General features: G+C 71.1%; 11 protein-coding genes. 4 read left to right on the top strand and 7 right to left on the bottom strand.

Going from position 1 to position 13,143, the window contains the following annotated elements; genetic code table 11:
• Positions 1-9: 9 nt before the first annotated feature.
• Positions 10-1,185 (bottom strand): ROK family transcriptional regulator, encoded by a 1,176-nt coding sequence (locus tag Pka01_RS31565; RefSeq protein ID WP_203886595.1) that lies wholly within the window; start codon positions 1,183-1,185, stop codon positions 10-12.
• Between the two features lie 105 nt (positions 1,186-1,290).
• Between Pka01_RS31565 and zwf the strand changes: the two genes are divergently transcribed.
• The 4 genes from zwf to eda are packed head-to-tail and all read left to right on the top strand — an operon-like array spanning position 1,291 to position 6,171.
• Complete coding sequence (gene zwf, locus Pka01_RS31560; RefSeq protein ID WP_203886594.1) at positions 1,291-2,775, top strand: glucose-6-phosphate dehydrogenase; 1,485 nt, start codon at positions 1,291-1,293, stop codon at positions 2,773-2,775.
• Positions 2,772-4,604 (top strand): phosphogluconate dehydratase, encoded by a 1,833-nt coding sequence (gene edd, locus Pka01_RS31555; protein WP_373318197.1) that lies wholly within the window; start codon positions 2,772-2,774, stop codon positions 4,602-4,604. Before zwf ends, edd begins: the two co-directional genes overlap by 4 nt.
• Positions 4,601-5,560, top strand: coding sequence for a glucokinase (locus Pka01_RS31550; RefSeq protein WP_203886593.1), 960 nt, complete (start codon positions 4,601-4,603; stop codon positions 5,558-5,560). The genes edd and Pka01_RS31550 overlap by 4 nt, the downstream gene beginning before the upstream one ends.
• Complete coding sequence (eda, locus tag Pka01_RS31545; RefSeq protein ID WP_203886592.1) at positions 5,557-6,171, top strand: bifunctional 4-hydroxy-2-oxoglutarate aldolase/2-dehydro-3-deoxy-phosphogluconate aldolase; 615 nt, start codon at positions 5,557-5,559, stop codon at positions 6,169-6,171. Before Pka01_RS31550 ends, eda begins: the two co-directional genes overlap by 4 nt.
• A 109-nt stretch (positions 6,172-6,280) precedes the next feature.
• Here eda and Pka01_RS31540 read toward each other — a convergent pair whose 3' ends face one another.
• The 6 genes from Pka01_RS31540 to Pka01_RS31515 form a co-directional block, all read right to left on the bottom strand.
• Positions 6,281-7,165, bottom strand: coding sequence for a carbohydrate kinase family protein (locus Pka01_RS31540; RefSeq protein ID WP_203886591.1), 885 nt, complete (start codon positions 7,163-7,165; stop codon positions 6,281-6,283).
• A gap of 80 nt (positions 7,166-7,245) precedes the next feature.
• Complete coding sequence (locus Pka01_RS31535; protein WP_203886590.1) at positions 7,246-8,280, bottom strand: LacI family DNA-binding transcriptional regulator; 1,035 nt, start codon at positions 8,278-8,280, stop codon at positions 7,246-7,248.
• A 10-nt stretch (positions 8,281-8,290) separates the two neighbouring features.
• The gene (locus Pka01_RS31530) at positions 8,291-9,934 is read right to left on the bottom strand and encodes a glycoside hydrolase family 13 protein (RefSeq protein WP_203886589.1); all 1,644 of its coding nucleotides are present in this window, start codon (positions 9,932-9,934) and stop codon (positions 8,291-8,293) included.
• A gap of 25 nt (positions 9,935-9,959) precedes the next feature.
• Positions 9,960-10,814, bottom strand: a complete 855-nt coding sequence (locus Pka01_RS31525; protein WP_239115642.1) for a sugar ABC transporter permease — start codon at positions 10,812-10,814, stop codon at positions 9,960-9,962.
• On the bottom strand, positions 10,811-11,773 hold the full coding sequence (locus Pka01_RS31520; protein ID WP_203886588.1) for a carbohydrate ABC transporter permease: 963 nt from the start codon (positions 11,771-11,773) through the stop codon (positions 10,811-10,813). Before Pka01_RS31520 ends, Pka01_RS31525 begins: the two co-directional genes overlap by 4 nt.
• Positions 11,774-11,776: 3 nt before the next feature.
• On the bottom strand, positions 11,777-13,063 hold the full coding sequence (locus Pka01_RS31515) for an extracellular solute-binding protein (protein WP_203886587.1): 1,287 nt from the start codon (positions 13,061-13,063) through the stop codon (positions 11,777-11,779).
• Positions 13,064-13,143 lie beyond the last annotated feature (80 nt).

Here is a 13,143-nt window from a genome sequence, read left to right as displayed (position 1 = left end):
GGAGGGCGGTCAGCAGCCCGCGAAGGAGGCGGGCCGGCCGCTCGCCGCGTCGACCGCGTCGGCGGAGAGCACATGGTCGAGAACCATGAGCGCGCACCCCGTCAGCCCCGCGCCGGGGCCGAGCGTGCTGCGCTCGATCCTGAGGCTGCGGGTCGCGAGCTGGGTCGAGCGCTGGTAGATGACCTCGCGGACGCCCGACACCAGCGGCTGGAACATCTCCGCGATGTCGCCCCCGAGCACCACGACGGACGGATTGAGCAGGTTCACCGCGCCGGAGATCACCTCGCCCAGCCAGCGCCCGGCCTGCCGTACGACCGCCATGGTCTCCGCGTCGCCCGCGCGCACCAGCGCGGTCACATCGGCCATGGTGGACACCTCGCGGCCCTTGGCACGCAGGTCACGCAGGATGGCCGTGCCGCTGGCGACCGAGTCGACGCAGTCGAGGTTGCCGCACCGGCACAACACTCCCCCGCCGTCCCTGACCGGGATGTGGCCGATCTCACCGGCCGCGCCCAGGGCACCGCGCAGGATGCTTCCGCCGGAGATGACGCCGGCCCCGATCCGGGTGGAGATCTTCACGAAGAGCAGGTCGTCGAGCTCGGAGGCGTAGACGACGCGGTGCTCCCCCATCGCGATGACGTTCACGTCGTTGTCGACGAGCACGGGGACAGGGAACCGCTCGGCGATGATCGGCGGAATGACCACCCCGGTCCAGCTCGCCATCACCCGGGCGCTTTCCGTGCGCCCGGCGGCGAACTCCACGGTCGCGGGCACGCCGAGACCGACTCCCACGACCGGCGCCTGCCCGTCGAGCAGCTTCTCCCACGTGTCCATGAGCAGGGGCAGCACGACCTCCGGCCCCTCCTCGACGTCGATGTCGAGATCGGTGCGCACCAGCACGTCACCGGCGAGGTCGCACACCGCGATCTGGGTACGACTGGCACCCAGTGAGGCCACCGGGACCACGCCGCCCGCCGCGTCGAAGCGCAGCCGCACCGGCGGCCTGCCTCCGGTCGACGGCCCCTCCGCGTCCTCCACGATCAGGCCGCGGCCCAGGAGCTCGGACACCCGCAACGCGACGGCGGGCCGCGACAGTCCCGTCACCCGCCCGATGTCGGCACGCGTGAGGGCCTCTCCGCTCCTGATGAGCTGGAGGACTTCTCCGGTGGTTGCAAGTCGTGACATCTACGGAAGTCAAGCACAGCGACTCACCTAAGTGCAATGACTTATTCATCTTTAGTTACAAAAGTCGGCTTGAAAGAGCACATATCTCCCGCTAATGTCCCGAACATGCCCGTTCAACCCTCTGCCGACAGGCAAGCCGTCGATCTGATCATCTTCGGCGGCACCGGGGACCTGTCCATGCGGAAGCTCCTCCCGGCGCTCTACCACTGCGACCGCGACGGGCGGCTCGCCGAGGAGACCCGGATCATCGCCATGTCGCGCGGCGGGCTGGACGACGCCGACTTCCGCGGCAAGGTGGACGCGGAGGTGCGCCCCGCACTGGGCTCAGCCGAGGGCTGGGACCGGTTCGTCGACCGGCTCCACCACGTCTCCGTCGACGTCGGCGGGCCCGCGGAGAAGGCCGGCTGGGACGCCCTGACCGCCATGCTCGCGGGCCGCGAGGACCGCGACCGCGTCTTCTACCTGGCCAGTCCGCCCATGACGTTCGGCCCCTTCTGCCGCAGCGCCTACGAGGCGGGGCTGGTGACGCCGCTTTCGCGGGTCGTACTGGAAAAGCCCCTCGGACGCGACCTGGCAAGCGCCCAGGCCATCAACGACGAGGTCGGTGCCATCTTCGACGAGCGGCAGATCTTCCGCATCGACCACTACCTGGGCAAGGAGACGGTCCAGAACCTGCTCGTGCTCCGGTTCGCCAACGCGTTCCTCGAGCCGATCTGGAACTCGCTGTGGATCGACCACGTCCAGATCACGGCGGCGGAGACCGTCGGCACACCGGGCCGCCGCGGTTACTACGACCACGCGGGCGCGCTACGCGACATGGTCCAGAACCACCTGCTCCAGCTGCTCTGCCTGGTCGCCATGGAACCGCCGTCGAAGAACGACCGGGAGGCCGTCCGCGACGAGAAGGTCAAGGTGCTCCAGTCGCTGCGGCCCATCGTCGGCTCGGAGGTCGACCGGTTCACCGTCCGGGGCCAGTACACCTCGGGCCGCCTCGGGGACGAGACCGTCCCCGGTTACCTGGACGAGCCCGACAGCACCCGGCCCACCGCCGCGTCGCACCGGGTGGAGACCTTCGCGGCCGTCCGCGCGGAAGTGAAGAACTGGCGCTGGGCGGGCGTGCCCTTCTACCTGCGCACCGGCAAGCGGCTGCCGGCCCGGCGGTCGGAGATCGTCGTCCAGTTCAAGGACGTGCCGCACGCGATCTTCACGGGAGCGGCGCCGAACCGCCTCGTCCTGCGGCTGCAGCCCGACGAGGGCATCCACCTGCGGCTGATGGCCAAGGAGCCGGGGGCGGGCGAGGTGACGCTCCGCCCGGTGCCGCTCAGCCTCAGCTTCGCCGACACCTTCACGGCCCGCGTGCCGGACGCGTACGAGCGGCTTCTCACCGACGTGCTCGCCGGCAACCCCACCCTGTTCATGCGGCGCGACGAGGTCGAGGCCGCCTGGCGCTGGATCGACCCGATCATCGCGCACTGGGAGGGATCGGGGATGACGCCGGAGCCCTACCCGGCCGGCACCACCGGCCCGGCCGGCGCCCACGAACTGCTTGCCCGCAGCGACCGCACGTGGCACGAGGAGGCATTCGAGTGACGAACCGCGTGATCGACCAGGTCACCGACCGGATCCGCGAGCGGAGCGCAGACAGCCGCGCCGCCTACCTGGAGCGCGTCGGACGCGCGGCGGACGAGCTGCGCGAGCGCGGACCCGCCCGCGGCCGACTCGGCTGCGCCAACCTCGCGCACGGGTTCGCCGGCGCCCCGGAGGACGACAAGCGCGACCTGCGCGGTACGGCCAAGCCCGGCGTGGCCATCGTCACGTCGTACAACGACATGTTGTCCGCGCACCAGCCGTACGAGACCTACCCGCCGGAGCTGAAGCGGGCGGTGCGGGCCGCGGGCGGCGTCGCGCAGGTCGCAGGCGGCGTCCCGGCCATGTGCGACGGCATCACCCAGGGCCGGGCCGGCATGGAGCTGTCCCTGTACAGCCGCGACGTCATCGCCATGGCGACCGCGATCGCGCTGTCGCACGACATGTTCGACGCCACGCTGCTCCTCGGGGTCTGCGACAAGATCGTGCCGGGTCTGCTCATCGGCGCCCTGCACTTCGGCCACCTTCCCGCGATCTTCGTTCCCGCCGGACCGATGACCTCGGGCCTGCCGAACAAGGTCAAGGCGAGGGCCAGGCAGCGGTTCGCCGAAGGCCTGATCGACCGGGCCGAGATGCTGGACGCCGAGGCGAAGTCGTACCACTCGCCGGGCACCTGCACGTTCTACGGCACCGCGAACTCCAACCAGCTGCTCATGGAGGTCATGGGCCTCCACCTGCCGGGCGCGACCTTCGTCAACCCGCACACCGAGCTGCGGCACGCGCTCACCGAGGCGGCGGGCCGCCGCGCGGTCGAGATCACCGCGCACGGAGACGAGTACACGCCGGTCGGCGAGATCGTCGACGAGCGTGCCATCGTCAACGCGGTGGTCGCGCTGCTCGCCTCCGGCGGGTCGACCAACCACACGATGCACCTGGTGGCCATGGCGGCCGCGGCGGGCATCGACCTGACCTGGGACGACATGGCCGACCTGTCCCGAGTGGTGCCGCTGCTCACGCGCATGTACCCGAACGGTCAGGCCGACGTGAACCACTTCCAGGCCGCGGGCGGCATGCCGGTGCTCATCGGGGACCTGCTCGACGGCGGCTTCCTCCACGAGGACGTCCTCACCGTCGCGGGACGCGGGCTCGGACACTACCGCTCCGCCCCCGAGCTCAAGGAGGGCTCGCTCGTCTGGGAGGAGCGCGCCGAGGGCAGCACCGACCACGACGTGCTGCGGCCGGCCGCCGAGCCGTTCTCGGCCGACGGCGGCATCCACATGGTGTCGGGCAACCTCGGCCGCGCGGTGAGCAAGGTGTCGGCGGTCAAGCCGGAGCACCTCGTCATCGAGGCGCCGGCGCGGGTGTTCGACGACCAGCGCGACCTGCTGGCCGCCTTCGAGTCGGGCGACCTCGACGGGCAGGACTTCGTCGCCGTCGTCCGCTACCAGGGCCCGCGCGCGAACGGGATGCCGGAGCTGCACAAGCTCACGCCCCCGCTGGCCGTCCTGCTCGACCGCGGCCAGAAGGTGGCCATCGTCACCGACGGCCGCATGTCGGGCGCCTCGGGCAAGGTGCCCGCGGCGATCCACCTGTCGCCCGAGGCCGCCGACGGCGGGCCCATCTCGCTGATCCGCGACGGCGACCTCATTCGGCTCGACTCGGCCGCCGGGACCCTGAGCGTCCAGGCGGACCTGTCGGACCGCACGCCCGAGGGCGCGCCGCTGAGCGACGCGGAGTGGGCGGGCACCGGCAGGGAGCTCTTCTCGTCCTTCCGCCGCATGGTCGGCCCGCCCGACCGTGGGGCGAGCGTGTTCGCGGGAGGTGCCCGGTGACGTTGCCGTGGCTGGTCGCAGACGTCGGGGGGACGAACGCGCGATTCGGCCTGGTGAACCGCCGAGGCGGGCCGCCCGAGCACGTCGCCGTACTGAACGTCGCCGAATATCGGGGACTCTCCGATGCCGTAGCCGCCTATATCGCAGACCATGCGGGCGGAGTTCGGCCGGGGGCCGCGTGCCTGGCGATCGCCGGTCCGGTCGAGGACGACCGCTATCGGCTGACGAACGCGGGATGGTCGGGCTCCGTCGAGGACCTGCGCATCCCGCACGTCGACCTGCTCAACGACTTCGAGGCGCTCGCGGTCTCCCTCCCCCATCTCGCGGGCGACGATCTCGTGTCGCTCGGCGGGCCCCCTCCCGCCGCCGGAGACACCAAGGCGGTGCTGGGGCCCGGCACCGGTCTCGGAGTGAGCGGCCTGGTTCCGGTGCGCGGCGGCTGGGTGCCGGTTCCCGGTGAAGGGGGCCACGTATCGGTCCCCGCCGTCACCGACCTCGAGATGGAGATCGTGCGGGCGCTGCGGGCGGACGGCCTGCCGTACGTGGACGCCGAGCACCTGCTGTCCGGCACGGGACTGCCCCGGCTCCACCGGGGCCTGGCACTCGTGCGCGGAGTGACGCCGACGGCGGCCACCGCCGCGGAGGTGGTCGGTTCCGACGACCCGCTCTGCGTCGAGACGGTCGACGTCTTCCTCGCCCTCCTCGGCGGTTTCGCCGGGAACGTCGCCCTGATGCTGGGCGCGCGCGGCGGGGTCTACCTCGGGGGCGGCGTGCTGCCGCGGATCGCGGAGCGCGCCCGCCGGAGCGACTTCCGGGCACGGTTCGAGACGACCGCGCCCGCCCTGACCGACTACATCACCGCGATCGCGACCTCGCTGATCGTCGCCGAGCAGCCCGCGCTGGTGGGAGCCGCCGCATGGCTCGCCCAGCGGTCGTCTACCGTGGAGCTGATATGAGCCTTCTCGATCTCGCCCCCGTCGTCCCGGTCGTCGTGGTGGACGACCCCGAGACCGCCGTTCCCCTCGCCAGGGCCCTCGTCTCCGGCGGCCTGCCGGTCATCGAGATCACCCTGCGCACGGCCACCGCGCTCGAGTCCATCCGGCGGATCGCCGCCGAGGTGCCTGACGCCGTGGTCGGAGCGGGCACGGTCAGGTCGGCCGCCGACGTCGACGCCGCGGTCGCGGCGGGCTCGCGGTTCCTGGTCTCCCCCGGCACGACCCCCGGGCTGCTCGACGCCCTGCTCGCGTCGGGTGTGCCGTTCCTTCCCGGCGTGGCCACCGCCTCCGAGGCGATGACGCTGGCCGAACGGGGGATCGGCGAGATGAAGTTCTTCCCCGCCGAGGCGGCGGGCGGCGTGCCGTACCTGAAGTCGCTGGGCGGGCCGCTGCCCGACGTGCGGTTCTGCCCCACGGGAGGGATCACCCTGTCGAGCGCGCCCTCCTACCTGGCCCTGCCGAACGTCGGCACCGTCGGCGGAAGCTGGCTCACACCGGCCGACGCCCTGGCCGCCGGCGACTACGGCCGCATCGAGAAGCTCGCGGCCGAGGCGGCGGCGCTGCGCCCCTGAAAGACCTCGTCAGCCGAGCCTTTCTCCCTCGGCGGAGCTGACCGGCCATGCTCGTGTCCGCGACCCGGAACCACGTCCATGGTGCTGGCCCGTGACTTCCGACCGGTGGTCACGGGCCTTCGCCGTCCACGCCCGCGACCGTGCACGCACGGGCGCCGGCCAGCGCGCCCAGCCGTACGCACTCCTCCAGTGGGCGACCGGTCAGCCGCCCGTGGAGAAACCCGGAGACGAACGCGTCTCCGGCGCCAACGGTGTCCACGACCGGGCCCGGCGGCGGCTCCGCCGGGAAGTGCCTGACGCCCGCACCGTCCGACAGGACGTGACAGCCGTCGGCGCCGTCCGTGCAGACCACCACGCGTGCACGGCCGCGGGCGGCGATGTCGCGCATGACCGCCTCGCGGCGTTCCCCGAGCGCCGTCGCGGACATGAAGACGAGGTCGGAGGAGTAGGCGAAGTCGCGGTGGTAGTCGTTCTCGCCGTCCCAGTCGTGCAGGTCGGTCGACGTCGTCGTCCCGGCGGGGATGTCGGCGTAGACGTGCCGGGAGAAGTCGACGATCGACAGGTGCACGTGCCGCGCGGCGCGCAGCGCCGGAAGGTAGAGGTCCGGGGGCAGCCGCCGGCCGTCGACGGGACGAGGGTCGTGCAGCGACAGCCGGCGGCCGCCCGGGTCGACGAGCACGATGCTGCGCCGCGTACCCGCCGCGGAGGGCGCCCAGGCGAAGTCGACGCCGCGCGCGTCGAGATGACGGCGGATCAGCGCGCCCTGTGCGTCCTCGCCGATGAGGTCGACGAGTGCCACGCGCAGTCCCAGGGCGTGGCAGCCCAGTGCGACGCCTGATCCGGTGTTGCCTATCCGGTCGACGACGGGCGGGACCGGGTAGGTGTCGGCGTACGGCAACGGCAGTTCCGGGACCCGGACGGTCGTGTCCACCCCTGTGCCGCCGACGACGAGCACGTCCAGTGCATGATCACCACGGGTGTACTTCGAGGTCATCGGGCCTCCCGGCGAATCCGCGCATGATCACGATGTGAGTTGTGCGAGGTCAGGTGACACGCAGCCGAACCTGTGCATGATCACCCCCAGTGGTCGCGGTTGACCAGGGGGCCGGAGCTGGTGGAGCCGCGGACCACGAGTTCGGGCTGATACACCAGCTCGACCTGCTTGGCCGGCGTGCCGCCGATCTCGTCGAGCAACGTCTGTACCGCGGCCGTCGCCATCGCGCCGATCGGTTTGCGGACGGTGGTGAGCGGCGGGTCGGTGAAGGCCATCAGCGGCGAGTCGTCGAACCCGACGATCGACACGTCGCCCGGCACCGACAGTCCCCGCTCCCTCGCGGCCCGGATCGCGCCGAGCGCCATGAGGTCGCTGGCGCAGAAGATCCCGGTGCAGCCGCGTTCGATCAGGGCGGCGGCCGCGGCCTGTCCTCCCTCCACGGAGAACAGCGAGTGCTGGATCAGGTCGCCGACCTCCGTCACCCCGAGCAGGTTCGCCATGGCCTGGCGGAAGCCCTCGATCTTGCGGATCACCGGGACGAAGCGCCCCTGGCCGAGGGCGAGGCCGATGCGCTCGTGCCCGAGGTCGACCAGATGTTGCACGGCGAGGCGTGCGGCCAGCCGGTCGTCAGGCGAGATGAACGGCGCGGCGATGGCCTCGTTGTATCCGTCGACGAGCACGATCGGCAGACCGCGGTCGGTGAGCCGGGTGTAGCGGTCCATCCGCGCCGTCGTGTCGGCGTGCAGACCGGACGCGAACACGATGCCGGAGACGCCCCGGTCGAGGAGCATGTCGGTGAACTCGTCCTCGGTCGCGCCGCCGGGCTCCTGGGTGCACAGGATCGGCGTGTACCCGTGCTGGGTCAGCGCCTTCTCCACCGCCTGGGCGAACGCCGGGAAGATCGGGTTGCCGAGCTCCGGGATGACCAGGCCGATGAGCCCGTTGCTGCGCGCGCGTAACCGTTGCGGGCGCTCGTACCCCATCAGGTCGAGCGCGGTGAGCACGGCCTGGCGGGTGGCGGTGGAGACCCCCGCCTTCCCGTTGAGCACGCGGCTCACCGTCGCTTCGCTGACCCCTGCCTGAGCCGCGATGTCGGCGAGCCGCGTGGTACTCATGGGCATTACTTTAGACATCGTCCGCGCGCCGGACGGCGTCCCCGAGATCGCCGGACCACCAGGTGACCGAGTCCGGCGCCAGCCTGACGACGTTGCCCGAGACGGCCGGGGCCGAGCTCGCCAGGAGCAGCTCGCCCGGGCCCGCCGCCAGCTCCACCCACTCGCCGGTCAGGTTGGCGACGCAGGTGAAGTCCTCGCCGCGGGAGAACACGAGCGTGCCGGCCGGACTGTCCCGCCAGGTCATCGCGCCGTCTCCGAGCGAGGGGTGCTCGCGCCTCATCGCGAGCGCGGTGCGGTAGAGGCTCAGCATGGACGCGCCGTCGCGCGTCTGCGACTCCACGCTGAGGTCCCGCCAGTGGGCGGGCATCGGCAGCCAGCTCTCCACCGCGCCGGGAGGGGCGAACCCGTGCTGCGGCTCCCCCGAGGCCGTCCACGGGAGCGGCACGCGGCAGCCGTCCCGCCCGCTGTCGGGGTCGCGCAGCCGCTGCGGATCACGCAGATAACGCTCGGGCAGGTCGAGCACCTCCGGCAGGCCGAGCTCCTCCCCCTGGTAGATGTAGGCCGAGCCGGGCAGTGCGAGCATGAGCAGCGCCGCCGCCCGCGCCCTGCGCAGTCCGCGCTCGCCCCCGCCGTATCGGGTGACGTGCCGCTTGACGTCGTGGTTGGACAACACCCAGGTGGACGGCGCCCCGACGAGGGCGGCGGTCAGGAGCGACTCCTCGATGACCGCGCGGAAGGCGGCGGCGTTCCACGGCGTCTTCAGGAAGTGGAAGTTGAAGGCCTGGTGCAGTTCGTCGGGCCGGACGTATCGGGCCAGCCTCTCGGGCGAGGGCGCCCACGCCTCGGCCACGCCGATGCGCTCGCCTTCGTAGGAGTCGAGGATCCGCCGCCAGGCGCGGTGAATCTCGTGCACGCCCTCCTGGTCGAAGAACGGCACCTCCGCGACGCCGATCATCTCCACGTGTCCCGGGCGTCCCACGTCGGGCAGACCCGGCGCCTTCACCATGCCGTGCGCCACGTCGATCCGGAAGCCGTCCACGCCGAGGTCGAGCCAGAAGCGGAGCACGTCGGCGAACTCGGCGTGCACCTCCGGGTCGTCCCAGTTGAGGTCGGGCTGCTCGGGGGCGAACAGGTGGAGGTACCACTGCCCGTCCTCGATCCGCGTCCACGCGGGGCCGCCGAAGACGGACTCCCAGTCGTTGGGCGGCAGCTCCCCGGCCTCACCCCTGCCGTCCCTGAAGACGTACCGGTCGCGCTCGGGGCCGCCGCGGGCGCCCGCGAGGGCGGCGGCGAACCACGCGTGCCGGTCGGAGGTGTGGTTGGGGACGACGTCCACGATGATCCGCAGCCCCAGGTCGTGGGCGTCCTCGATCAGGGCGCGCGCGTCGGCCAGCGACCCGAAGATGGGGTCGACGTCCCGGTAGTCGGCGACGTCGTAGCCGAAGTCGGCCATGGGCGAGGTGTAGAACGGCGTCAGCCAGACGGCGTCGACGCCCAGCCCGGCGAGGTACGGCAACCTGCTGCGCACTCCCGGCAGGTCGCCGACGCCGTCGCCGTTGCCGTCCGCGAAACTGCGGACGTACACCTGGTAGATCACCGCGTCGCGCCACCAGCGGGTGGCCACCGCGGACGGCGGGACGGCGAGCTCGGTCATTGGGATCCCCCGGTTCTCAATATGGTCATGCCTTCGTCGCGCCGGCGGTCAGGCCGGTGACGAGATGGCGCTGGACAAGAAGGAAAACGGCCGCCGCCGGGATGGCGATCAGCACGGAGGCGGCGGTGAGCAGGCCCCACTCCGCCTTGTGCTGCCCGACGAACTGGCTGAGCCCGACGGCGAGGGTGTATCTCTCGTCGCCGGTCATGAACGCGGTCGCGTAGGCGACCTCCGCCCATGCGGTGAGGAAGGAGTAGAAGGCGGCGACCGCGAGCCCCGGCTTGGCCAGCGGCACGATCAGGCGCCAGAAGGTGCCGAACGGCGTGAGCCCGTCGACCCGTCCCGCCTCGTCGATCGTCACGGGAACGGTGTCGAAGTAGCCCTTCATCATCCAGGCGCAGAACGGCACGGTGGACGTCAGGTACGCGACGACCAGCCCGGGGAACTGGTTGATGAGGCCGAGGCCGGCCATCAGGTTGTAGATCGGCACGATGAGGATGGCCACGGGGAACATCTGCGTGATCAGCAGCATCCACATCACGGAGCGGAACCCGGGAAAGCGGAACCGGCTGACGGCGTATCCCGTGGTGGCGGACAGCAGGACGCCGAGCACGGCCGTCGCGAGCGACACGATGACCGAGTTGGCCGCCCAGGTGAGGAACTTCGTCTGGCCGAGGACCTGGGTGTAGTTGGCGAGCGTCGGCTGCTCGAAGATGCCGACCGACGCCGTCTCGATGACCTGCCGCGGCTTGAGCGACGTCAGGACCAGCCAGGCGACGGGGAAGACGGAGACGACGCTCGCCGCGATGAGAGTGAGGTGCAACGCCACGGACTTCGCCGGTGAGCGCGAGTCCCTGGTCTTGACGGCGACGCGACTCACCAGGCTTCTCCTTGTCGTTTGAGGGCGCGCCGGTACACGGCGGCCAGCACGACGAGCAGGGCGAGGATCACCATGCCCCACGCCGCCGAGCCGGAGTAGTCGCGGATGCCCTCGAACGCCTGGCGGTAGGCGTACGTCACGAGGATCTCCGTGGCGCCGCCCGGCCCTCCCTTGGTCAGCAGGAAGATGACCGGGAACTGATTGAACGTCCAGATCGTGCCCAGCAGCACGACGGTGCTCGACACGGGGCGCAGCCCGGGCAGGGTGATGTGCCGGAACCGCTGCCACGGCGTCGCGCCGTCGACCTCGGCGGCCTCGTGGAGCTCGCGCGGGATGGCCTGCAGGCCGCCCAGCAGCGCGAGCATCATGAACGGCACGCCGAGCCACACGTTGCAGGCGATCACCGACACCTTGGCCCAGAACGGGTCGTCGAGCCAGCTGATCCCGCCGAGGCCGGCGGCCCTGAGCATGGCGTTGACCACGCCGAACTCGCCGTTCAGCAGGTAGCGCCAGATGAACGCCGACACGAAGGCGGGGACGGCCCAGGGCAGCACGAGCAGCACGCGGTACAGGGACCGCAGCCGCATCGGCCGGTTGAGCAACATCGCCATGCCCAGGCCGATGCCCACATGGAGCGCCACGCACACGATCGTCCACACGACGGTCCAGGTCAGACGGGAGACGAACGTGCCGGACGTCAGGATGTCCGCGTAGTTGGCCAGCCCGACGAACTCGTAGGTCGACGGGATGACGTTCATCCCGATCGTGCGGCCCATGTTGGCCTCGGTCGCGTCCGTGAGCGAGAGGTAGACGCCGCGGACCAGCGGATAACCGACGAGCACCAGCGTCACGACGGCGACCGGCGCGGTCATCGCCCACGCGTACCAATGACGGGACAGGAAGCGCCGCGCCCCTGAGTGGGGCGCGGCCCTTCGCCGCCCGACGACGTCAGTCGTCATGTGTCACTGGCTCCAGCCCTTGAGGATGCCCTGGTAGGCCGTGGCGACGTCCTTCAGCATCGGCTCGGTCGCGGTCTGGCCGCCGGCCAGCTTCTGGTAGCCCTCGACGAGCGGCTGGAACAGCGAGGCCGCCTCGGGGATCCACGGACGCTCGACGGCGGACTCCATCGGCTTCTGCCACTGAGCGATCTTGGGGTTGGCCGTGGCCTCCGGCGCGGAGTACGCGGGGGTGCGGGTGGGCAGCAGCCCGAGCTTGCCCGCGATGGCGGCCTGGCTCTCGGTGGCGGCCATGAATTGGATGAACAGGTACGACGCGGCCAGGTTCTTGGATCCCGCGTAGACCGTGTAGTCGTGACCGCCCACGGGCGAACCCGCCTTCACCGTTCCGGCCGGGACGGGGGCGACGCCGAAGTTGTCCGGGTCGTCCTTGAAGACCTTGCCGCCGAGGTTGTCGGCGTTCGACCACGGCCCGTTGAAGATCATCGCGACCTTGCCTTCCTTGAAGGCGGTCTCGGCGTTGGTGTAGCTGTCCTGGAGAGCGGGCTTGGCGGTCGCGCCGGACGCGATCAGGTCCTCGACGATCTTCACGCCCGCGGTCGTCTGCGGCGAGGAGATGGTGATCTTCTTGTTCGGCACGTCGACGAAGTCACCGCCCTCGCCGTAGATGAACGGCAGCAGGAAGTACGCGTCGACGTTCAGCGCGAGGCCGTCGGCGCCGGCCTTGGACTTGACGTCGAGCGCGACCTTCTTCAGGTCGGCCATCGTCGCCGGAGGGGCGTCGTAGCCCGCCTTCTTCAGCAGCTCCTTGTTGTAGAGGAGTCCGAGGGTGTCGGTGACCTGCGGGACGCCGTACGTCTTGCCGCCGTACTTGCCGCTGGCCGCCGGGGACGGGAGGAACTCCTCCGGACTCACCAGCGCGGGCGTGCCGTCGAGCGGCGCGAGGTAGCCCAGGGAGGCGAACTCGGCGACCCAGCCGACGTCGGTGCGGAGCACGTCGGGGGCGCCGGCACCGGACTGGGCGGCGGTCTTGAACTTGTCCCGCGCCTCGGCGAACGGCACGTTCACGTAGTTGACCTTGATCTTCGGGTACTTGGCCTCGAAGTTCTTGATGAGCTCCTGGAACGCGGGGGCCTCCGTTGTGGCGTCGGAGGTGTCCCACCAGGTGACCTCGCCGGACACGTCGGCCGGGGCGACGCTTTGCTGGGGGGTGCCGGTGCCGGTGCCACCGCAGGCGGAGGCCGCCAGGGCGAGTGACGCGACTACCGCCACGGCGGAGATGACTCGCCGCATGATGTCGTACTCCTCGGGCTCAGGGGGATTTGCCCGGAACGTAACAGGGTCGGCACACCCCTGAAAGGCCTTGCTGAAAC

The sequence above is a fragment of the Planotetraspora kaengkrachanensis genome (assembly GCF_016862895.1).
Lineage (GTDB): Bacteria > Actinomycetota > Actinomycetes > Streptosporangiales > Streptosporangiaceae > Planotetraspora > Planotetraspora kaengkrachanensis.
Note: the sequence above shows the minus strand (reverse complement) of the source record. Positions and strands in the feature narration are given on the sequence as shown.